The 22908-nt window shown below is 63.1% G+C and carries 18 protein-coding genes; 13 read left to right on the top strand and 5 right to left on the bottom strand.

Features of this window, described 5'->3' with window-relative positions:
- Positions 1-2: 2 nt before the first annotated feature.
- From EOA16_RS10880 to EOA16_RS10870, 3 genes are read left to right on the top strand one after another with little or no spacing between them, the layout of a single operon-like run.
- Positions 3-1013 carry a flagellar motor switch protein FliG gene (locus EOA16_RS10880; RefSeq protein ID WP_027038262.1) on the top strand — a complete coding sequence of 337 codons (1011 nt, stop codon included), beginning with the start codon at positions 3-5 and terminating at the stop codon, positions 1011-1013.
- A gap of 9 nt (positions 1014-1022) precedes the next feature.
- Positions 1023-2105 carry a flagellar biosynthesis protein FlhB gene (gene flhB / locus EOA16_RS10875; RefSeq protein WP_127257818.1) on the top strand — a complete coding sequence of 361 codons (1083 nt, stop codon included), beginning with the start codon at positions 1023-1025 and terminating at the stop codon, positions 2103-2105.
- The gene (locus tag EOA16_RS10870; RefSeq protein ID WP_127257816.1) at positions 2102-2539 is read left to right on the top strand and encodes a hypothetical protein; all 438 of its coding nucleotides are present in this window, start codon (positions 2102-2104) and stop codon (positions 2537-2539) included. The genes flhB and EOA16_RS10870 overlap by 4 nt, the downstream gene beginning before the upstream one ends.
- 35 nt (positions 2540-2574) lie before the next feature.
- Here the strand turns inward: EOA16_RS10870 and EOA16_RS10865 are convergent, their stop codons facing one another.
- From EOA16_RS10865 to EOA16_RS10850, 4 genes are all read right to left on the bottom strand, one after another.
- Entirely contained in the window at positions 2575-3345 is a 771-nt protein-coding gene (locus EOA16_RS10865; protein ID WP_127257814.1) for a helix-turn-helix transcriptional regulator, read from the bottom strand.
- Entirely contained in the window at positions 3342-4052 is a 711-nt protein-coding gene (locus EOA16_RS10860) for a helix-turn-helix transcriptional regulator (RefSeq protein WP_127257812.1), read from the bottom strand. The genes EOA16_RS10865 and EOA16_RS10860 overlap by 4 nt, the downstream gene beginning before the upstream one ends.
- 552 nt (positions 4053-4604) lie before the next feature.
- Positions 4605-5636 carry a histone deacetylase family protein gene (locus EOA16_RS10855; RefSeq protein WP_127257810.1) on the bottom strand — a complete coding sequence of 344 codons (1032 nt, stop codon included), beginning with the start codon at positions 5634-5636 and terminating at the stop codon, positions 4605-4607.
- Between the two features lie 26 nt (positions 5637-5662).
- Positions 5663-6424, bottom strand: coding sequence for a TetR/AcrR family transcriptional regulator (locus EOA16_RS10850; RefSeq protein WP_245455904.1), 762 nt, complete (start codon positions 6422-6424; stop codon positions 5663-5665).
- Between the two features lie 141 nt (positions 6425-6565).
- Here EOA16_RS10850 and EOA16_RS10845 point away from each other — a divergent pair, with 141 nt between their 5' ends.
- The 8 genes from EOA16_RS10845 to EOA16_RS10810 all read left to right on the top strand — a co-directional run bounded on the left by EOA16_RS10845 (position 6566) and on the right by EOA16_RS10810 (position 17187).
- Positions 6566-8245 (top strand): amidohydrolase, encoded by a 1680-nt coding sequence (locus tag EOA16_RS10845; RefSeq protein WP_127257808.1) that lies wholly within the window; start codon positions 6566-6568, stop codon positions 8243-8245.
- A 141-nt stretch (positions 8246-8386) separates the two neighbouring features.
- On the top strand, positions 8387-9481 hold the full coding sequence (locus EOA16_RS10840) for an ABC transporter ATP-binding protein (RefSeq protein WP_127257806.1): 1095 nt from the start codon (positions 8387-8389) through the stop codon (positions 9479-9481).
- A gap of 2 nt (positions 9482-9483) precedes the next feature.
- On the top strand, positions 9484-10404 hold the full coding sequence (locus EOA16_RS10835; protein WP_127257804.1) for an ABC transporter permease: 921 nt from the start codon (positions 9484-9486) through the stop codon (positions 10402-10404).
- Entirely contained in the window at positions 10397-11197 is an 801-nt protein-coding gene (locus tag EOA16_RS10830) for an ABC transporter permease (RefSeq protein WP_023809983.1), read from the top strand. Before EOA16_RS10835 ends, EOA16_RS10830 begins: the two co-directional genes overlap by 8 nt.
- Before the next feature lie 22 nt (positions 11198-11219).
- Complete coding sequence (locus tag EOA16_RS10825; RefSeq protein ID WP_127257802.1) at positions 11220-12254, top strand: extracellular solute-binding protein; 1035 nt, start codon at positions 11220-11222, stop codon at positions 12252-12254.
- Positions 12255-12322: 68 nt separating this feature from the next.
- A complete protein-coding gene (locus tag EOA16_RS10820; protein WP_127257800.1) occupies positions 12323-13519 on the top strand; it encodes a serine hydrolase in 1197 nt (398 codons plus the stop codon).
- Positions 13520-13555: 36 nt separating this feature from the next.
- Entirely contained in the window at positions 13556-14734 is a 1179-nt protein-coding gene (locus EOA16_RS10815; RefSeq protein ID WP_127257798.1) for a serine hydrolase, read from the top strand.
- Positions 14735-14862: 128 nt separating this feature from the next.
- Positions 14863-17187 (top strand): Tex family protein, encoded by a 2325-nt coding sequence (locus tag EOA16_RS10810; RefSeq protein ID WP_127257796.1) that lies wholly within the window; start codon positions 14863-14865, stop codon positions 17185-17187.
- On the opposite strand, the gene EOA16_RS10805 is transcribed toward EOA16_RS10810, so the two are convergent.
- Positions 17188-18099, bottom strand: coding sequence for a LysR family transcriptional regulator (locus tag EOA16_RS10805; RefSeq protein WP_127257794.1), 912 nt, complete (start codon positions 18097-18099; stop codon positions 17188-17190).
- Positions 18100-18237: 138 nt separating this feature from the next.
- Between EOA16_RS10805 and EOA16_RS10800 the strand changes: the two genes are divergently transcribed.
- Positions 18238-19434 (top strand): acyl-CoA dehydrogenase, encoded by a 1197-nt coding sequence (locus EOA16_RS10800; protein WP_127257792.1) that lies wholly within the window; start codon positions 18238-18240, stop codon positions 19432-19434.
- 112 nt (positions 19435-19546) lie between these two features.
- Entirely contained in the window at positions 19547-22906 is a 3360-nt protein-coding gene (locus EOA16_RS10795; protein ID WP_127257790.1) for a transglutaminase family protein, read from the top strand.
- Positions 22907-22908 lie beyond the last annotated feature (2 nt).

The following is a 22908-nucleotide window of genomic DNA, read 5'->3' as shown; positions in this document are numbered from 1 at the left end:
GCATGACGACGCCGGTGACCTTGACCCGCGCGCAGAAGGCGGCCGCCATACTTGTGGCGATGGGCAAGCCGTCGGCCAGCCGCCTGCTGAAATTCTTCAAGCAGGAAGAACTGAAGGCCCTCATCGAGGGCGCCCGCCTGCTGCGGACGATTCCGCAAAGCGATCTTGAGCGCATCGTCGCCGAGTTCGAGGCCGAGTTCACGGAAGGGGCGGGATTGCTCGATTCCGCCGACAGGATGGACACCATCCTCAACGAATCGCTCTCGCCCGAAGAGATGAGCGCGATCATGGGTGACAAGAAATTCGAGGTCGCACCGGAAGGCCCGCCGCCGATCTGGCCCGAGCTCGAAAAGCTCGAACCGGCGCGGCTTGGTGCCTTCCTGGCCGGTGAGCATCCGCAGACGGCGGCCATGGTGTTGTCGAAGCTGGCGCCGCAGGTGGCGGCCAACGTGCTGCTGACACTGACCAAGCCGATGCGTGGAGAAATCATCAAGCGCATGGTGACGATGGCCAATGTTCCCGACGCTGCCGCCAGGATCGTCGAAAACCGGCTGCGCACCAGCGTGCTGGCGGAAACCTCGACCAAGGACACCTCGGCCGGGCAGGCGCGTGTCGCCAGCGTTCTCAATGAACTCGACAAGCCGCTGCTCGAGGAGGTCATGCAGGATCTGGAAGCCGCCGGCACGCCTGATCTCGACGGTGTGAGGGCCCGGCTGTTTGCTTTCGACGACTTGCCGCTGCTCACCCAGAAAGCCCGGGTGCTGCTGTTCGACGGGCTGTCGACGGAGCTGGTCACGCTGGCCCTGCGCGGCACTTCGGCCGCACTCGCAGAATCGGTGCTGTCGGCCATCGGCGCCCGCTCGCGGCGCATGATCGAAGCCGAACTCGGGCAGGGCTCGGACGGGGTCCCTCTCGCCGACATCACGGCGGCCCGCAAGACGATCGTTACGACGACGATCCGGCTGTCGCGCGAAGGCGCCTTCGAACTACCCTCGACCCAAGACGCCGCCTAAGACCGCGCCATGGCTGACGCGGTCGACAAGGATTCGAAAACCGAAGAGGCGACGGAAAAGAAGATCCGCGACACCATCGAACAGGGCAAACTGCCCCATTCGCGGGAGACAGCGCTCTTTGCCTCGTTCGTTGCCATACTGGTGTTCACCGTCTTCTACGCCAAGGATGCGATCATCGATTTCGGCATGTTCCTGTCGATGTTCCTGGAGAAGCCGGAAGCCTGGCCGATGGACACGGAGACCGACGTCATCGCGCTTTACAAAATCGTCCTCCTCGAGGTTGGCCGCGCCGTCCTGAGCTTGATGGTGCTGCTGACCGTCGCCGGCGTCGGCGCCTCGGTGTTCCAGAACATGCCGCAATTCGTAGGCGAGCGGGTCCGGCCGCAACTCTCGCGCATTTCCATCGCCAAGGGGTGGAACAGGCTGTTCGGCATCCAGGGTTGGGTCGAGTTCCTGAAGTCACTCGGCAAGGTCGGGTTTGCCATCGTCGTGCTGAGCTTCACCCTGTCGGAAGACCACCGCAAGCTGCTCGCCGGGATGATCACCAATCCGGTCGCCTTCGGTCTCGTCATCCGCGGCATCGCCGTCGACATCCTGGTGGCGATCGTCTTCGTCATGGGGCTGATCGCGGCAATCGACATCGTCTGGTCGCGCTTCCACTGGAAGCAGGATCTGCGCATGAGCAAGCAGGAGGTCAAGGACGAGTTCAAACAGTCCGAGGGCGACCCGATCGTCAAGTCGCGGCTGCGCTCGCTGGCGCGCGACCGGGCACGCAAGCGGATGATGACGGCGGTGCCGCGCGCGACGCTGATCATCGCCAACCCGACGCACTTCTCGATCGCGCTGAAATATGTGCGCGACGAGGACTCGGCACCCATGGTGCTGGCCAAGGGCCAGGATCTGGTGGCGCTGAAAATCCGCGAGATCGCGCGGGAACACAACATCCCGGTCTTCGAGGACGTGGCGCTCGCCCGCTCCATGTACAAGCAAGTTTCAGTCGATAGTGTGATCCCGTCGCAATTCTACCAGGCCGTCGCCGAACTGGTGCGGATCGTCTACTCGAAAAAGGCTGAGCGCAGACAGATTTCATGAACCGCCAACCGCACGCAAAATCCCGCGAGATCATCGTCGCCAGCGCCATCGAGCAGGTGGTGGGGGAACTCAGGCTGATCGATGTCGCCGACTACATCGCCTTTATCCGGCTGGAGCATTTCGCATGCCTGTCGGACCTGGTCGATTCAGCGGTTGAGCTGTTCTTCTTGCCGGGCACTCTGCGGCTCGGCCACGGTGGTGAGGCACATGTCGACTGGAGCGGCAGCCCGCGCATCGTGCTCGATCTGGAACTCAGGCCGCCCGGCGTCACCGTCTATTTCCAGCTGACGCTGAGCGAGCTCGGCGCTTCGGTGGCGGTCAACTACGTGTCGTTCGAGAAGCCGGGCGAAGACCCGGAGCACAATACGGCGCTGCTCGAGGCGGTGATCGAAGAGGCGCGTATCCGCAAGGTCGAGCCGCTCGGCTATCGCTGACCGTCGGTCACCTTTCGAACTGCTGTCGAATTCCCCTATTCGATCAGGCCCAGCCGAAGCGCCTTGGCAACGGCCTGGTTGCGGTTGACGGCGTTGAGCTTCTGGGTCGACTGGGTCAGATACTGGTTGGCGGTGTGCACCGACAGTTTCAGGAGACGCGCGATCTCCTCGCTGGTGTTGCCGTTGGCGGTCAGCTTCAGGCATTCGAGTTCGCGCTTGGAGATTGCGCGCATGCGGCCGGCATCGGCCGGACGGATGCGGGCGACGGCGGCGAACAGCGAAAAGCAGCGGGCGTGTATTTCGTAGAGCGCATCCTGCTGCAAGGTCATCTCCGAGCCCAGGAACACGACAAGGCCGCATTGGCCGCGGTCGGCGTGCACGGGAAAAGCGATGCCGCTGGTTCCGGGCGCCAGCGCCGCCATCCGCTCGGTCCAGGCGAGATTGCCAAACAACTCCGCCATGGCGGCGACGCCGTCATCCGTCCACCAGCGCGGTTCGGTCGAGACGCGGGTGTGGCGCACGATCTCCTCGCCGTTGGCACCTGAGATGAACTTGGTCGCCACGGCGACGCCGGGATAGTCGGAATCGAAGCATGGCACGAGCCGCGCCCGCTCGGGCGAGGGGCTTACGAAGAAGAGGCCGAAAGCCGAGGCATTCATGTCAACGGCGATCCAGCGGCAGCGGCGCACGGCATCGGGAATGGTGACCGCGTGATGGGTTTCGGAGCCAAGGGTGAAGGCCCCGAACGGGTTGCGCTGCTCGTTGAAAAGGGCTTCGGCCGTTTCCTTGATATCGGCGTGTTTCAAATGATGCCGCTCCTGATCGCCGTGGCGATGGCCATCGCGCGGTTGCTGGCCGCGAATTTCTGGATGGCGTGGGTGATGTAGCTGTTGACGGTGTTGGAGGAGACGCCAAGGATGACGGCGACCTCGTCGGTGGTCTTGCCTTCGGAAACCCAGAACAGGCATTCGCGCTCGCGATCCGACAACGGGTCCTGCATGGCGGCGGCGGCAATCAGTTGCGGGATGTGCGAGAGCGCGTAGCAGCATTTCAGCTGCGCCCGCATCAGCGCCGGCTGGTCGATGCTGCCGGCGGTCGCCGCAGAGAACAGGGCGAACAGGCGCTGGCGACCGACATTGAGGCGCAGCGAATAGATTTCGGCATGGCCGAGCACGTCGAGAAGTCGGGCTTCCTCGCCGGTGACCAATCCGTCTGCTTCTGGTGCCCGGGATGCCACCAGCGGCTGTGGGCGGATGCCTGGCGCGACGGTGAGCGCGCCTTGCGCAAGCCCGGCGATCAACCGCTTGCCGATCAGCTCGATGGCATCGAAAATCCAGTTGGAGGAGACGATGCGCGCATCGTTGCGGTCCTGGTCGTGGACAATGGCGACCAACATGTAGCTGTCGGCGCAGATCTCGGCGGTCAGTTGCATGAAAAAGCTGGTGAGATCGCCGCGCGACGTCAGGCGCGAGCCCAATGTGTCGGATTGAAGAAGTGCGGCGGGACTGCTCATTCTTGTTGCTTTTGGCCGGAATCGTTTCTGCTGTCCGGATGCTGGAAGTCAGCCGCCGAACCCGAATACGCATTACTTTGACGAAGACACACGCGTGGCGCAGGGCTGCGCCGAACCAAATCCCGAATCCATTCAGGGAACGCGAAGCCGTCCGCGTCTGGTGCCGGAAAAAGCTCCGGAACAAGAGACTTTGGGTGGTCGCCGCGCCCCCCAGGACCGGCTGATTCGGGTCTAATCTACCCGCAGTTGAATCTGACATCAAACGCGATTTGACAAAATCGAATGCGGTGGACTCACGTGCGACTCAGAGGTCGGTTTTCGCGCCCTGGACAGAAGACCGGGACGCGAAAGTCTTCGCCGGCCATCTCGGCGGCTAGTCGATTTCGCCAGGCTCGGGAGCATTGAATAGACGGGCGCGCCGGTTGCTGTGCCGAACGCTGGTGCCTTGGCCCGATAGTGGGAGCCGGGCGATGTTGCCGCCCGGTCCCGGTGGTCCTTTGCTTATGCCTGTCGTTGTCCCAAAATCGCTGGATGCTCCTGGACGACAGGCATTTACCGATCCTCGAACCCGGTCAGCACGCCGACCGCGTTGATGCCGATCTCCTCGACGGCATAGCCGCCTTCCATGACGAACAGCGTCGGCAGGCCGAGCCTGGCGATGCGGCGGCCGATCTTGGGATAATCAGATGTCTTCAGCTTGAATTGGCTGATTGGGTCCTTCTCGAACGTATCGACACCCAGCGAGACGATGACCACATCCGGTGCATAAGCGGTGAGCCTGGTGCAGGCATCCTCGAGCGAGGCGTTCCATGCATCCCAGTCGGTGCCGAAGGGCATCGGATAGTTGATGTTGAAGCCTTCGCCGGCACCCGCGCCGCGTTCGTCGGCATGGCCGAGGAAGAATGGGTACTCGACCATCGGATCGCCATGCAGATTGAGCACCTGGACGTCGGCACGGTCGTAGAAGATTTCCTGCGTGCCGTTGCCGTGGTGGTAGTCGACATCGAGGATCGAGATGCGTTTGGCGCCCTGGTCGCGGAACCATTGCGCGGCGACGGCGGCGTTGTTGATGTAGCAATAGCCGCCCATGAAGCCGGCCCCGGCATGGTGGCCGGGCGGACGGCAGAGCGCGAAGGCGGAAGCCTCGCCATCCTTGACCAGGCCGGCGGCGGTCAGCGCCACGTCGTAGGAAGACTTGATCGCCGCCCAGGTGCCTTCGACGAAGGTGGCGCCGGCATCGAAGGAATAATAGCCCAGCAGGGCGTCTATGCGCTTTGGCGGCACGTCGCCGCGCAGGCCGCGCGTCGGCCAGGTGAAAGGCATCGCCGTGCCCGTGAGGCCTGCTTCCAGCCATTGCGGCCAGACCGTCGGGAGAAAGTCGATATAGTCTGATTTGTGGATGCGCTTGGCGGCGGCGAGGTCATGTTCGTGCGGCGCGATGATGGGACCCAGTTTCTCGCTTTCGACCCGTGCCTTGATGAATTCGGCCCTCGATGGCTTTTCGAAACCCGGCACGATGGCTGATGTGACCAGTTCCATTTGGCCGGCATGGCCGGCGTGCAGGGGGGAGAAAACAGTCTTCATAAATTCCTCTCGAAGTGTGAAATCAGTCAAGATTCAAGATTGAGATAAGGGCTCACCAGAGCGAGCCACATGGTTTCCACATCGTCCTCGATGAGGTCGAACGTCCTGCGATCCTTTTTCAGTCCCACAAGCCGGCAAACGTGTCCGACCTCCATCATCAGCACGCCGAGCCGGCTGGCGATCTTGTCTTCAAGGGCTGGGTTCACATGCTGCAGCCATGCGGCGTAGAGGGCGATGATCTGATCGTCATATTCGTTCTGGATCGGCCTGAGGTCGGCATTGCCTGAAATGGCCTCGATCACCGGCATCAGGCTGGCGTTTTCGAGGTAGAGCCTGGACGTATCGGTGAAGAGCCTGCGCACTTCCTGCCGAAACTCTTCACGGTTGGTGGGCGGGGCGACCTTGATACGCTTGGCGATCACCTCGGGAAAGGATGACAGCCAGCGCCGGGCAAGGTCCAGAAGAATGGCTTCCTTGTTGGGAAAGTATTGGTAGATCGAACCAACAGACAAGCCTGCGCGTTGCGCAATGGCGAGCGTCGTCGGCGTCTTGGTTCCTTGTTCCCGCGTCAAGACCAGCGCTGCGTCGAGAATCCGGTCGACCACCTTGCTGGAGCGTTGTTGCCGCGGCTGTTTGCGCGGTTCGAGCGCTATCCTGGTTTTGCGATCGAGACTGCGCTTCACTGTCCGATGTCCTCGTTCCCCGCCCGGTCTCAACACAGGCAAAGGGTGCTGTCCACAATACATTCTAAATTCCGCATGTTGACAAACGCGAATAATCAGTCGCATTCTTATCCCGCTGTCTCTTGGGATAACAAGGGGAATTTCGAAGACGGCGCGCTGGCATCATTTCTGTCCGATAGCGCCGCTCCAGCGGAGTGGACACGGAGGTTGTCGGTCTCAGTCAGTCGTCAAAAGCGCGGAGTCGCGATGTCTGTCACAGGTGCGGGTCACAATGCGGATCTGATCGTCGTCAACGGTCGTGTACGGACCATGGACGACGACAATCCCGCCGCCGAAGCCGTCGCCGTCAAGGACGGCGCCATCATCGCCATCGGCAGCCGCACCTCCATCGAAGATTTCAAGGGGCCGGCCACCAAGGTGATCGACGCCAAGGGCGGGTCCGTCCTGCCGGGTTTCATCGAAGCCCACATGCATCTGTTTTCGGGCGGGGCTGAACTTGCCCACCTTCAACTCACCGGTATTCATGGCTTCGAGGCGCTGCAGAAGGCGATCCGCGACTATGCGCCGACGCGGCCCGATGCGAAGATGCTGGTCGGCCAAGGTGTCGACTACACCGTGCTCGGCAGCGAGCGGGTGACGCGCCATCACCTCGACGGCATTTTGCCCGATCGACCGTTCTGCATGGCCGCGCCTGACCATCACACCATGTGGGCCAACACCAAGGCGCTGGAAATGGCCGGCATCCTGCAGGGGCGCGCGCTTGGTCCGGGCAATGAGATCGTCATGGGTGACGATGGTCTGGCCGCCGGTGAATTGCGCGAGGGCGAGGCCTTTGGTCCGGTGCTCGACCTTGCCGGCGAAGGCCGGGTCAGGCTGGGGCTGTCGACCGGCGGCGAACCGGACCCGATGCCGACGGCGGCCGAGCGGGACGCCGACCGCGACATCATGCGGCGCGGGCTCGCCTGGTGCGCCCGCCACGGCATCACCTCGATCCATAACATGGACGGCAACCTCTACCAGCTCGAGTTGCTGGCCGAGATCGAAGCCGAGGAAGGCTTGCCCTGCCGCGTCAAGATCCCGTTCCACTACAAGAATTTCATGACGCTCGACATGCTCGACAAGGCGTCATCGATGGCCGAACGGTACAACAGCGAATGGCTGTCGTCGGGCATGGTCAAGGTGTTCTACGACGGCGTTCTCGATTCCTGGACAGCTGTCATGGTCGAGCCATACGCCGACCGGCCCGACTGGGTGGGCGAGCCGCTGTTCACGCCGCAACAATTCATCGATCTCGCCGTCGCGGTCGACAGACGCGGATTGCAGATCGCCGTGCACTCGATCGGCGACGGCGCGGTGCGCGCGGTGCTCGACGGTTATGAGGCGGCGCAGAAGGCGAACGGCAAGCGCGACAGCCGTCACCGGGTCGAGCACATCGAGGTCACCACCACCGCTGATGTGCCGCGTTTCGCCGAACTCGGCGTCATTGCCTCCATGCAACCGCCGCATCCGCCCGGCGCCATGGATTTTCCGCTGGAGCCGACCGTGTCGCGCATCGGGCCGGCGCGCTGGCCGCTGAGCTATGCCTGGCGGACCTTGAAGGATGCCGGCGCGCATGTCGTCTTCGCATCCGATTGGCCGGTGTCGCCGATCGATCCGATCCTGGGCATTCAGGCGGCAGTGTTGCGCAAACCGTGGGCAGAAAGCGACCCGGATCAGAGTTTCTCACTGCATGAAGCGATCGCCGGTTACACGATCGAGGGCGCCTACGCCGAATTCGCCGAGCACCGCAAGGGCACGCTGAAATCAGGCTACATGGCCGATCTGGTGGTTTTGTCGATGGATATCGAGAACACCGCCCCGGCCGATCTGCACAAGGTGCGGCCGGTGACGACGATTTGCGGCGGCAAGGTCACCTATCAGGCCTGACTATGGCATGGGGCTTGCAGGCCTCAATGACTGATTGAACTGTGACCCAATGCCGGGCTTGCCAACCCTCCGGCCATGTGGTCACATCGAACAGGGGAAGAGCTCCGCCAGCAAGAGCGGGGTCAACAGTGAGGCGTAATCGTGCCGGACAAACCGGATCGGAATGCGATTGAAGTAGTAAACGTCAGCAAAATTTTCGGATCAGGTGAGGGGCAGGTAGCTGCCCTCGACACGGTCTCTGTATCTATCCGCGAGAACGAATTCTTCACGTTGCTGGGGCCATCCGGCTGCGGCAAGACGACGTTGCTCAGGCTGATCGCCGGCTTCGACTTTCCAACCGCCGGTGAAATCCTGCTCTACGGCCAGGACATCGCGCCGCTGCCACCCTTCAAGCGGCCAGTCAACACTGTTTTCCAGTCCTATGCGCTGTTCCCGCACATGACGGTCGCCGACAATATCGGCTTTGGCCTGGAAATGCTGGGTAAGCCGAAGGCCGAGATCAAGGCGCGCGTCGCCGAGATGCTGAAGCTGGTCAAGATGGAGGCACTCGCCGGTCGTCGCACCAGCCAGATCTCCGGCGGCCAGCAGCAGCGCGTGGCCTTGGCCCGCGCCTTGGCACCGCAGCCGAAGGTGCTTTTGCTCGACGAGCCGCTCTCCGCACTCGACTACAAGCTGCGCAAGGAGATGCAGATCGAGTTGAAGCGGCTGCAGCACGAGACCGGTATCACCTTCATCTTCGTCACCCACGACCAGGAAGAAGCGCTGACCATGTCCGACCGCATCGCTGTGATGTCATCGGGCAAGATCCTCCAGGTCGGTTCGCCCTGGGATATCTACGACAAGCCGGCCGAACGCTTCGTTGCCGACTTTATCGGTGAAACCAACTTCCTCACGGCCGCCATCAGCGAGATAGCCAACGGCAAGGCGCGCGCCACGCTCAAGTCCGGTGCGACCATCGAGGCGACCGTGGCCCAGGGTTTCCAGCCCAAACCCAATGCCACGGTCGTGGTTCGGCCTGAACACGCCAAGCTGACCAAGGCCAAGGGCGAACTCTCGGGGACGGTCGACAACATCGTCTATTTCGGTACCGACACCCACGTCCATGTTCATCTCGACAGTGGCGAACTCTTCACCGTACGCCAGCAGAACACGCGCAGCGCGGGCTGCGGTTTCGAGAAGGGCGACGCGGTCGGCATCCTCATCGGCAGCGATGCCGCCCAGGTCCTGAAGGACTGACGATGGCGACCGCGGAAGAAGTCGCCAAGGCAGTGGAGCGGCGCGATGTCCGTGACCGCTGGCTTTTGTCAGCGCCAGCGCTGCTGGTCATTTTTCTCGCCGCGACCGGCCCCCTGCTGATCGTGCTCGTCTACTCGTTCCTGACGCCAGGCTCCTATGGCGACGTGAAGTGGCAGTTCTCGCCGGAAGCCTGGATAGCGGTGTTTCTGGAACGCGATATCTTCGACGACACGCTTTCGATCGCTGCCGCCCACGTCACCATCTTCCTGCGCTCGATCAAGCTCTCGGTGGTGACGACGATCGCCACCTTGGTGCTTGGTTTCCCGACTGCTTATTTCATGGCGACGCGCAGCGAAAAGACCCGCGATCTCTGGCTGTTCCTGATCACCATTCCGTTCTGGACCAACCTCCTGATCCGCACCTTCGCGGTGCTGCAGATCATCCGCAACGAAGGCATCATCAACACGATCCTGCTCAAGCTCGGCATCATCTCGGCGCCGATCCAGATCCTTTATACCGACACGGCGATCCTGATCGGCATGGCCTATGTCTACCTGCCGCTGATGGTGCTGCCGATCTATGCCAGCATGGAAAAGCTCGATTTCCGGTTGGTCGAGGCGGGGTACGACCTTTACGCGTCGCGCTTCCAGGTGCTGCGGCGGATCATCTTTCCTCTGGTCAAGCCGGGCGTCATCGCCGGCTCCATACTGGTCTTCATTCCAGCGCTTGGCGCCTATGTGACACCGAGCGTTCTTGGCGGCGGCAAGAACATGATGCTGTCCAACCTGATCGAATTGCAGTTCGGGCAGGGCCGCAACTGGCCACTCGGCTCGGCGCTGTCGATCGCCGTCATGATCATCGTCATGGTGGCGCTGCTTGCCTATGTGCGCAATGCCGGCAAGTCGGGGGTGCGTCATGGCTAAGAACTTTTCCATCAAGCACCAGCCAGGATTCACCGCGATCGCCGCGACCTGCTTTATCGTGCTGTATCTGCCGATCATCGTGTTGGTCATCTATGCCTTCAACGCGGCGAGCTCGACCTCCGAATGGGGCGGCTTTTCGCTGAAATGGTTCCAGTCGGCATGGCAGAACACGCAGGTCGTCGATGCCACGCTGCGTTCCTTCCAGATAGGCTCCATCGCGGCGGTGCTCTCCACGATCTTTGCCACGATGGCGGCGCTCGCCACCACCCGCACCGCGCCCTATCCCGGCCTCACCTTCAAATATGCGGCGATCAACCAGCCGCTGATGGTGCCCGAGATCGTCACCGGGGTGGCGCTGCTGATCTTCTTCTCGCGCATCAAGATCTTCACCGGCTATTCCGGCATCGGCTATCTGGTCGCCGCGCACACGGCGTTCTGCATTCCCTTTGCCTACCTGCCGATCCGGGCGCGGCTTGAGAATATGGACCTGACGCTGGAGCGCGCCGCAGCCGACCTCTACGCGACGCCCTGGAAGGCCTTCCGGCGCATCACGCTGCCGCTTCTGTGGCCCGGCATCCTCGCCGGGCTGATGCTGGCCTTCGTCATCTCGCTCGACGACGTCGTCATCACCGAGTTCGTCAAATCGGGCGGCCAGGACACGCTGCCCACCTACATGCTCGGCCAGATCCGCCGCGGCATCACACCCGAGATCAACGCGATATCGACCGCCTTCCTGCTGCTTTCGGTCGCGATCGTCACGTTGTTTTTCTTCGTCAGCAGGAAACGAGACTGAACCGAAAATGGGAGTTAAAACCATGAACTGGAAAACGACAGCAACCGCCATGGGGTTGGCGCTGCTCGCCTCGACGGGCCTGGCCCGCGCCGACGGCGTGCTCAACATCTACAATTGGGGCAACTACACCAGCCCCGACGTGATCAAGAAGTTCGAGGCCAAATACAACGTCAAGGTGACCATCACCGATTACGATTCCAACGACACCGCGCTGGCCAAGGTTCGCCAGGGCGGCACCGGCTTCGACATCGCCGTGCCGTCGCAGACCTACGTGCCGATCTGGATCAAGGAAGGCCTCATCCAGGAGACCGATCCGGGCAAGATGGAGAACTTCAAGAACGTGGCGCCGGAATGGGCCAATCCCGATTTCGACCCGGGTCGCAAATACAGCGTTCCGTGGGCGTGGGGCACGATCGGTGTGGTCGTCAACACCGATGCCTACAAGGGGCCGGCCAATACGTGGGGCATCGTCTTCAACACGCCTGACGAGCTGAAGGGCAAGGTCAATGTCGTTCCGGAGATGGGCGATGTGATGTTCGCCGCGATCAAGTATGTCGGCGGCCAGCAATGCACCGACGACAAGGCCGTGCTGAAGAAGGTGCGCGACCTGCTGGTGGCGGCCAAGCCGAACTGGATCGCGATGGAATACAACACCATCGAGAAGATGGGCGCCGGCGACTTCAAGGCGACCAGCGACTGGAACGGCTCGGCGCTGCGCCAGCGGCTGGCCAACCCGGCCATCCACTACAACTATCCGAAAGAAGGCTTCGGCCTGTGGAGCGACAACGTCGTCGTTCTGAAGGAAGCCAAGAACGTCGAGAACGCCAAGCTTTTCCAGAACTTCATCATGGACCCGGAAAACGCGGCAGGTCTCTCGGCCTTCCATCGCTACGCCAATGCCATCACCGGCTCGGACAAGTACATGCCTGCCGATATGAAGGACGCGCCGGAAGTCATCATTCCGGCCGCGGACAAACCCCTTGGCGAGCTCCAGCAGATGTGCCCGCCGGAGACCCAGGAACTTTACACCAAGATCTGGACCGAGTTGCAGAAGTAAACTGGGTTCGACGGACCCGGCGGCACACGCCGCCGGGTCCGTTTTTATGTTCAAGGGACACGGCCGTCATGGACTCCTATCGCAATTCCGATCCGCGGCCGCCGATCATGCAGGGCTCGCCGCCCGCCATGGTACCGCCGAAGCTCGACTGGGACCGGCCGCCATGGAACCGCTGGGCGTTCCAGCACATCCGTGAAATTCTGCCGACCGCCGAAGTCTGGCGCGGCAACGGCCATCGCCGCCGTCTCGAACGCGCCGAGGCCGATCTCGACGGGCTGCAGGTCGAGGACAGCGAGGGCATGCCGACAACGCTCGCCGGGCTGCTTGACGAGACCTATACGGACGGCTTTCTGGTGCTCAAGGACGGCAAGGTTGCCTATGAGCGCTACTTCAACGGCATGGATGAGCGCACGCTGCACCTGTCGCAGTCGATGGCGAAGTCCCTTACCGGTTCGGTGTTCGGCATACTGGTTGGGCGCGGCCTGATCGATCCGGCCAGGCCGGTAACCGACTACCTGCCGGAACTCGTCGTGACCGGCTGGGCCGGCGCCAGCGTGCAGCATGTGCTGGACATGACCAGCGGCGTCCGCTTCTCCGAGGAATATACCGACCGCTATTCCGACATCGGCCAGGTCGATGTCGCCACCGGCTGGAAGCCGGTGCCGCCGGACAGCGATCCGGCCTTCCGCTGGCCTTCGCACATGTTCGAGCTGATCCTCGGCTTGAAGGGAACGATCCGCCCGCATGGTGCTCAATTCGAGTATCGCTCGATCGAGACCGATGTACTCGCCTTCATCATGGAACGGGTGACGGGCAAAAGGCTGCCGCAGCTGATTTCGGAAGAACTCTGGCAAAAGCTCGGCGCTGATGAAAGCGCCTGTTTCACGGTCGACAGCGCCGGCTATGCGGTGGCCGACGGTGGCTTCAACGCGACGCTGCGCGACTATGGCCGCTTCGGCCAACTGATCCTCGACAATGGCGGCGGCGTCGTGCCGGCCGGCTGGGTCGAGGCGACGCGCAACGGCAGGCATGGGCCGGACTTCAGCCCCAGCCTGCCCGAGGGCAGCTATCGCAACCAGTTCTGGATCGAGGACCCGCGCTCGCGCGCACTGATGTGCCGCGGCGTGTTCGGTCAGATGATTCATATCGACTGGAACACCGGAATGGTCGTGGTGAAGCTTTCGACCTGGCCGGATTTCGCCAATGGTGCCTATTCCATAGCGACTCTGAAAGCCGTGCACGCTATCGCAACGGCACTTCGCTGAGCCCCACAAGAAGAAACGACCCCGGAAGGAAACGCCATGACCGGCAAGACCGTGTTCGAGACCCGCTATGGCTTCCGGCGCAACGAGGTGGTGCTCGCCAACTGGCGCGAGAATCCGTTCAACCGGTGGTCGTTCCAGAATCTCGGCGAACTGGTGCCGACCGCCCGAGTGGCGGCGTCGGGCGTTGTCGAAATCCCCGTGCTCGATATGGGCGGGCTGCTCGGCGAGAAGGTTGCGATCGCCAGCACACCGGAGACGGTGGCTGAATTTCTGGTGCGTTCGAGCACCGACGCTCTGACGGTGATGAAAGGCGGCAAGATCGTCTGCGACTGGTTCGCCCCGCACATGGAATTCGGCGCCCGCCACATCATCTTTTCGATCAGCAAGTCGCTGACCGCCATCATTGCGGGCATACTGGAAGGCGAGGGGGTGTTCGACCCTGAAGCACCGGTGACGGCCTACATCCCTGAAGCCGCCGGCTCGGCCTATGGCGATGCCAGCGTGCGGCACGTGCTCGACATGAGTGTCAGCCTCGATTTCGAGGAAGCCTATCTCGATCCGGAAAGCGCTTTCGCCCGCTACCGCCGCGCCACGCTGTGGAATCCGGGTGGCGGCACGGAGAGCCTGCGCGAGTTCATCCTGACCCTGCAGCGCCTTGCCGAGCCGCATGGCCAAACCTTCCGCTACCGCTCGCCCAATTCCGACCTGCTCGGCCTGCTGCTTGAGCGCGCGTCGGGCCAGCGGTTCAGCGACCTGATGCGCGAGAAGCTGTGGCTGCCGCTCGGCGCTGTCAGCGAAGCCTCGATCGGCGTCGACATGGAAGGCACGGCGCGCACGGCCGGCGGCATTTCGGTGACGCCGCGCGACCTGGCGCGTGTCGGCGAGATGATGCGGCAAGGCGGGGTGGCCAATGGCCGCCGCATCGTGCCTGAAGCCTGGGTGCGCGACACGACCAGCACCGGCGGCAGTGCGGACGCCTGGCAGCGCGGCGCGATGCTGCCACTGTTTCCCAAAGGTCGTTACCGGAACAAATGGTACCAGACTGGACACGAGAACGGCGCCTATTGTGGCATCGGTATTCATGGCCAGTGGCTGTATGTCGATCCCAGGACCGAGGTGGTGATCGCCAAGATGTCGTCGCAGCCCGAGCCGGTCGACGATCCGCTCGATGTCGAGATTGTCGCCTTCTTCGAGGCGCTCAGCCGCATGGTCTAGGCTGGATCCGAGCCGCCACATTAGCATACGCTTTCCTGTGGACCCGCCGGGCGGATCGAAGCGCGGCGGTTGGCGGGCCGGACGTCTGCGCCTATGGTCGCCGCTCTTTGGATGAGAGCAGGAACGACATGGCATCCGATATCAAGCGCATTGCAGCCATCATCGCAGCCGAGATCAACGCGCGGCCAGAGCAGGCGGCCGCGGCGATCGGGCTGCTGGACGAGGGCGCGACGGTGCCGTTCGTGGCGCGCTACCGCAAGGAGGTCACCGGCGGGCTGGACGATACGCAATTGCGCGATCTTGCCGAACGGCTTGCCTATCTGCGCGAGCTCGACGCGCGCCGCGACACCATCCTTGGCTCGATCCGCGAACAGGGCAAGCTGACCGAGGAGCTTGAAGGCAAGATCGTCGCCGCCACCACCAAGGCGGAACTTGAGGACATCTACCTGCCCTACAAGCCCAAGCGCCGGACCAAGGCCGAGATCGCCCGGGAGCGCGGACTGGGGCCGCTGGCCGAAGCCATTCTTGCCGACCGTTCGCTCGTGCCTGCCGAACTGGCACTGGCCTATGTGACCGAAGAGGTGGCTGATGCCAAAGCGGCGCTCGACGGCGCGCGCGACATCCTGTCGGAACAATTCGCCGAGAATGCCGATCTGGTCGGCAAATTGCGCAGCTACATGAAGGAACGCGCCTTCATGCGCGCCAGAGTGGTCGACGGCAAGCAGGAGGCCGGCGCGAAATTCTCCGATTATTTTGATCATGTCGAGCGCTGGGCAAATGTGCCGAGCCATCGGGCACTGGCCATGCTGCGCGGCCGCAACGAGGAGGTGCTGTCCCTCGACATCGAGGTCGATGCCGACGACACCTCACCGGTGAAGCCGGTCGAGCGGATGATCGCCAATGCCTATGCCATTGGCGGCAGCCTGCCGGGCGATCGCTGGCTGACGGAGGTCGCCGGTTGGACCTGGCGTATAAAACTGTCGCTGCACCTGACGCTCGATTTGATGCGCGATTTGCGTGAGCGGGCCGAGGAAGAGGCGATCCATGTCTTCGCCCGCAATCTGAAGGATCTGCTGCTCGCCGCCCCGGCTGGTTCGCGCGCCACGATGGGGCTCGATCCGGGCATCCGCACCGGCGTCAAGGTGGCGGTGGTCGACGGCACCGGCAAGGTGCTGACCACGACGACTGTCTATCCGTTTCCGCCCAAGAACGATGTGCGCGGCACGCAAGCGGAACTGGCCAAGCTCATCCGCCAGCACAAGGTCGAACTGATCTCGATCGGCAACGGCACCGGCAGCCGCGAGACGGAAAAGCTGGTCGCGGACATGCTGTCCGACATGCCGGCTGATGGCGGGCCGAAGCCCTTGAAAGTGATCGTCAGCGAGGCAGGCGCCTCGGTCTATTCGGCATCGGCGACGGCGGCGGCGGAATTCCCCGGCCTCGACGTGTCGTTGCGCGGCGCGGTGTCGATCGCCCGGCGCCTGCAGGATCCGCTGGCCGAACTGGTCAAGATCGAGCCGAAGTCGATCGGCGTCGGCCAATACCAGCACGATGTCGACCAATACCGGCTCGGCCGTTCGCTGGAAGCGGTGGTCGAGGACGCAGTCAATGCAGTCGGCGTCGATCTCAACACTGCCTCGGCGCCGCTGCTGGCGCGCGTTTCAGGCCTGGGTGCGTCGCTGGCCGACGCGATCGTTGCGCATCGCGACGCGACCGGCCCCTTCGCCAGCCGGAAGGATCTGCTCAAGGTGCCGCGGCTCGGACCTCGGGCCTTCGAACAATCCGCCGGCTTCCTGCGCATTGCCAATGGCAGCGAGCCGCTCGATGCCTCGTCGGTGCATCCGGAAGCCTATGGCGTTGCCAAGAAGATCGTCACCGCCTGCGGGCGCGATGTGCGGTCGCTGATGGGCGATAGTGCCGCGCTCAAGGCACTCGACCCGCGCGTCTTCGTCGACGAGCGTTTCGGCCTGCCGACGGTACGCGACATCCTGGCGGAGCTGGAAAAGCCCGGTCGCGACCCGCGCCCTGGCTTCAAGACGGCTACCTTCGCCGACGGCATCGACGACATCAAGGATCTGAAGCCCGGCATGCTGCTGGAAGGCACGGTCACCAACGTGGCCGCCTTCGGCGCCTTCGTCGATATCGGAGTGCATCAGGACGGGCTGGTGCATGTCTCGCAACTGGCCGACCGGTTCATCAAGGACGCGCATGAGGTGGTCAAGGCCGGCGACGTGGTCAAGGTGCGCGTCGTCGAAGTCGACATCAAGCGCAAGCGCATCGCTCTGTCCATGCGCAAGGATGGTGGCGAGGGTGGCGCACCGCGTGGCGGGCCGCGCGACAATGGTGGCGGCAGGCCGGCCCCACGGTCGCCGGCGCCGCAGCGCCAGCCGGAGCGGCCGGCACAGCAAGGAGCATTCGGCGCTGCGCTGGCGGATGCGCTGAAGCGGAAGTAGCTACCACGCCAGAACGGCCGGCTCCTTCTCGACCTGGCTCAGCAGCCAGTCGCGAAAACTGGCGACGGGCGGATGGCCGCGCTTGTCGTGCGGGACGACGAGATAGTAGGCGCTGCGGCTTTGCATGGGCTGGCCTGGCGCCGGCACCAGCTGGCCGCGCTGCAATTCGCCTGCAATGAGGATCAGCGGCAGCAGCGCCACGCCGAGCCCCGCCATGCAGGCCTGGGCGGCGGTGCCGAACTGCTCGAACTGCATGCCGGGCCCGGTCGGCGCGCTCAGGCCCTGATGCTCGAACCATTCGGTCCAGGCGCCAGGACGCGTCGCCATGTGCAGCAGCGGCAGGCGGCCGATATCGGCCGGTGACGCAATGGCGCGGCCGGCGAGGAATTCGGGCGACACGACCGGCGCCACGGTTTCGCGCACCAACAATGTCGAGTCGGCCTCAGGCCAGTCCGGCAGGCCATAATGGATGGCGGCATCCAGCCTCTCCCTGGCGAAATCGAAGCGGCCGACGCGGGTGACGAAATTGATGGTGATATCGGAATTGTTTTCGACGAAATCGGGGATCATCGGCATCAGCCAGCGCGTGCCGAAGGTCGGCAAAATAGCAAGGTTCAGGATGCCACTATGCCGATTGCTCATCAATCCAAGGGCTGCGTCACGCAACTGGCCAAGTGCTGAACGCACTGCCTCGGCGTAGATTTCGCCCGATGTCGACAGCCTGACATTGCGGCTGTCGCGTTCGAACAGCCGGCGGCCGAACTGATCTTCCAGCAATCTGATCTGCCGGCTAACCGCGCCTTGGGTCAGATCGAGCTCCTGGGCGGCAGCGGTGAAACTGCCCAGTCGCGCCACAGCCTCGAAGGCGGCAAGGGCGCTTATGTTGGGCAAAAGGCGGCGTTGGACATTCATGATCCATTCCTAACGGTCATTGATCGGTGAATCAATTTCGTTTGATTTTTTCGAGGCGCAGGCCGATAGAACGGGCCAACATTTTGCTTCATGCATGTCATCGTTTTGAGCGACATGCATCGGTTTGGGAGAAACGCGATGGCCGCCGACAAGAACGCATTCGTCTGGGAAGACCCGTTCCTGATCGAGGGCCAGCTTTCGGAAGACGAGCGCATGGTGCGCGACGGTGCGGCCGCCTTCGCCGCCGACAAGCTGGCGCCGCGGATCGAGGACGCCTACCTCAACGAGACCTTCGACACCGCGATCTTCCGCGAAATGGGCGAGGCCGGCCTGCTCGGCATCAACATCCCCGAGGAATTCGGCGGGCTTGGCGCCAACTATGTGACCTACGGGCTGGTCGCGCGGGAAGTCGAACGTGTTGACTCCGGCTATCGCTCGATGATGTCAGTGCAGTCGTCGCTGGTGATGTATCCGATCTACGCCTATGGCTCGGACGAACAGCGCAGGAAGTACCTGCCCAAGCTTGCCAGCGGCGAGTGGATCGGCTGTTTCGGCCTGACCGAGCCGGATGCCGGCTCCGACCCGGGCGGCATGAAGACACGCGCCGAGAGGACAGCCAACGGCTACAAGCTGTCCGGTTCGAAGATGTGGATTTCCAACGCACCGGTCGCCGATGTGTTCGTCGTCTGGGCGAAGCTGAAGGGCGAGAACGGCAAGGACGAGATCCGCGGCTTCGTGCTGGAAAAGGGCATGAAGGGGCTTTCGGCACCGAAGATCGGCGGCAAGCTGTCGCTGCGGGCGTCGATTACCGGCGAAGTGGTGATGGAAGGCGTCGAGGTCGGCGAGGACGCGCTGCTGCCCAACGCAAAGGGCCTTGGCGGACCGTTCGGATGCCTCAACCGGGCTCGCTTCGGCATTTCCTGGGGCTCGATGGGCGCCGCGGAAGATTGCTGGCACCGCGCCCGCCAGTACGGTCTTGATCGCAAGCAGTTCGGCAAGCCGCTGGCCGGCACGCAGCTTTACCAGAAGAAGCTTGCCGATATGCAGACCGAAATTGCGTTGGGATTGCAGGCATCCTTGCGTGTCGGGCGGTTGCTGGATGAAGGCAAGATGGCGCCGGAAATGATCTCGATCGTCAAGCGCAACAATTGCGGCAAGGCTCTCGACATCGCCCGCCAGGCCCGCGACATGCATGGCGGCAACGGCATCCAGATCGGCTACCACGTGATGCGCCATGCGCAGAACCTGGAGACGGTCAACACCTATGAAGGCACACATGACGTGCATGCGCTGATCCTGGGAAGGGCGCAGACGGGGATACAGGCGTTTTTCTGAGCCGGCAACCGTTGCTTAAATTAGGTGCACCGCAACATCTCTGCTTGGAGAATGGTCGCCAGATGTGTCAGGGTTCAGCGAAATCGTTTGAAACGCTGAATTCCGGGGCCCCATGGCAATTCTGGCAGCCGTCTACCACCTGACCCACTACAAATATGACCGGCCGGTGGTTCTCGGGCCCCAGATCATCAGGCTGCAGCCGGCGCCGCATTCCCGCACCAAGGTGCTCAGTCATTCGCTCAAGGTCGAGCCGGCGAACCATTTCGTCAATCTGCAGCAGGATCCCTACGGCAATTTCCTCGCCCGCTTCGTCTTTCCGGAGCCGGTGACGGAGCTGAAGATCGAGGTCGACCTCGTCGCCGACATGACGGTCTACAATCCGTTTGATTTCTTCGTCGAGCCGTCGGCCGAGGCGTTTCCGTTCGAGTATCCGGAAGAAATACGCGACGATCTCGCCATCTATCGCACCCCGGAACCGGCGGGACCGCTGCTGTCGGCGCTGCTGAAGACCATCGATCGCAGCGCCGCCAATACCGTCAATTTCCTGGTCGATCTCAATGCACGGCTGCAGCGCGAGATCGCCTATATCGTGCGCATGGAGACCGGTGTGTTCTCGCCGGAGGAGACGCTTGCCGCGAAAAAGGGGTCATGCCGGGATTCGAGCTGGCTGCTGGTGCAGATCCTGCGCAATCTCGGCATCGCCGCGCGCTTCGTTTCCGGCTATCTGGTCCAGTTGAAGCCCGATGTGGTGGCGCTGGACGGTCCAGCCGGAACCGCCGTCGACTTCACCGATCTGCATGCCTGGTGCGAGGTCTATCTTCCCGGCGCCGGCTGGATCGGCTTCGATCCAACCTCGGGCCTGCTCACCGGCGAGAGCCATGTGCCGCTGGCCGCCACGCCGCATTTCCGCAACGCGGCCCCGATTTCCGGCATGGCGAGCTTCGCCAATGTCGAATTCGGCTTCGAGATGCGGGTCGACCGCATCGCCGAGCACCCGCGCATCACCAAGCCATTTTCGGACGAAAGCTGGCAGGCGCTCGACGCTCTGGGCAACAAGGTCGATGCAGCGCTTGCCGCCGGCGACGTGCGGCTGACGATGGGCGGCGAGCCGACTTTCGTGTCGATCGACGATTTCGAGTCGGCCGAGTGGAACACCGCCGCCGTCGGTCCCACCAAGCGCGAAAAGGCGGACGAACTGATCCGTAAACTGCGCGAGCGCTTCGCGCCCGGCGGCTTTCTCCATTATGGCCAGGGCAAATGGTATCCGGGCGAGAGCTTGCCGCGCTGGACCTTTTCGCTCTACTGGCGTGCCGACGGCCAGCCGGTGTGGAGCGATCCGTCGCTGATCGCCCGCGAAAAGAGCGAAGCCGATATCGGCCCGGAGCAGGCCGAAAGCCTGCTCACCGCGATTGCCGGCGAACTCGGCATCGATAAGGCCATGGTCAGCGAAGCCTATGAGGATCCGGCCGAATGGCTGCTCAAGGAAGGCAAGCTGCCCGACAATGTCGATCCGTCCAACTCCAGGCTGGAGGATCCGGAAGAACGCAGCCGCATGGCGAAAGTGTTCGAACGCGGGCTGACCAAGCCGTCCGGCTATGTGCTGCCCGTCCAGCGCTGGAACAGCCAGGCATCGGATCCGCGCTGGCGCTCGGAAAAATGGAAGACGCGGCGCGGCCGGCTGTTCCTGGTGCCAGGCGATTCACCGGTCGGCTACCGGCTGCCGCTCGGCACGTTGCCCTATGTGCCGCCGGAGCAATTCCCCTATATCGTGCCGGTCGATCCGTCACTGCCACGCGGCCCGCTGCCCGCGCGTGAAGCCATACTGTCCGGAACGGCTCCAGCCGAACTGGAAGGCGCCGACGAGATGGCGCGCCGCCAGCAAGCGGCATCGTTTACCGCTGCGACCGGCCAGCAGGACCGGGTCGAGCAGGAGATCACCGAGATCGGCGGCGCGGTGCGTACCGCACTTTCGGTTGAGCCGCGCGATGGCCGGCTGTGCGTGTTCATGCCGCCGGTCGAGGCGCTGGAAGACTATCTCGAACTGGTCGCGGCGGCCGAGAACGCGGCAAAGGCGATCGGCCTTCCCGTGCATATCGAAGGCTATGGCCCACCGCACGATCCTCGCCTCAACGTCATCCGCGTCGCGCCCGATCCCGGCGTCATCGAGGTCAACATCCATCCGGCGTCCAACTGGCAGGATTGCGTGGCGACGACGACGGCGATCTACGAGGAGGCGCGGCAGACGCGGCTTGGCGCCGACAAGTTCATGATCGATGGCCGCCACACTGGCACTGGCGGCGGCAACCATGTCGTGGTCGGCGGTGCGACACCCAATGACAGCCCGTTCCTGCGAAGGCCGCACCTGTTGAAGAGCCTGGTGCTGCAATGGCAGCGCCATCCGTCGCTGTCCTATCTGTTCTCGGGCCTGTTCATCGGGCCGACCAGCCAGGCGCCACGCTTTGACGAAGCGCGTCACGACTCGCTCTACGAGCTTGAGATCGCGATGGCGCAGGTGCCACATCCAGACCGGGGCAATGCACCCTTGCCATGGCTGGTCGACCGGCTGTTTCGCAATTTGTTGACTGACGTCACCGGCAATACGCATCGTTCGGAAATCTGCATCGACAAGCTGTTTTCGCCGGACGGACCGACCGGCCGGCTGGGGCTGGTCGAATTCCGCGGTTTCGAGATGCCGCCCAATGCGCGCATGTCGCTGGCGCAGCAACTTTTGGTCCGCGCCATCATCGCCCGCGCTTGGAAGAGCCCGCTCGACGGCCGCTTCGTGCGCTGGGGCACGTCGCTGCATGACCGTTTCATGCTGCCGCATCATGTCTGGGCCGATTTTCTCGACGTGCTCGACGACCTCAAGCTCAACGGCTTCGAATTCAGGCCCGAATGGTTCGATGCTCAGCTCGAATTCCGCTTCCCGTTCTGCGGCGAGGTTCAGCATGCCGGCATCAAGCTGGAGCTGCGCCAGGCGCTGGAGCCGTGGCATGTGATGGGCGAGCAAGGCGCGATCGGCGGGACCGTGCGCTTCGTCGATTCCTCGGTCGAACGGCTGCAGGTCAAGACCGAAGGGCTGAACCCGGAGCGCCACGCAGTCGTCTGCAACGGCCGCATCGTGCCGATGAAGGTCACTGACAATCGCGAAGTGGCGGTAGCGGGTGTCCGCTTCAAGGCTTGGCAGCCGGCATCGGGCCTGCATCCGGCGCTGCCGGTCAACACACCGCTGGTCTTCGACATCTATGACCGCTGGTCGGGCCGTGCGGTCGGCGGCTGCGTCTACCATGTCGCCCATCCCGGCGGGCGCAATTACGACACCTTTCCGGTCAATGGCAACGAGGCGGAAGCTCGGCGGCTCGCCCGCTTCGAACCGCGCGGCCATACGCCATCCGCCTATGTGATCCGTGAAGAACAACCGGCGGAAGATTTCCCGATGACCCTTGACCTTCGGCGGCCGGCAAGACTCTGATC

The organism is Mesorhizobium sp. M7A.F.Ca.US.008.03.1.1, assembly GCF_003997495.1.
Classification (GTDB): domain Bacteria; phylum Pseudomonadota; class Alphaproteobacteria; order Rhizobiales; family Rhizobiaceae; genus Mesorhizobium.
Note: the sequence above shows the minus strand (reverse complement) of the source record. Positions and strands in the feature narration are given on the sequence as shown.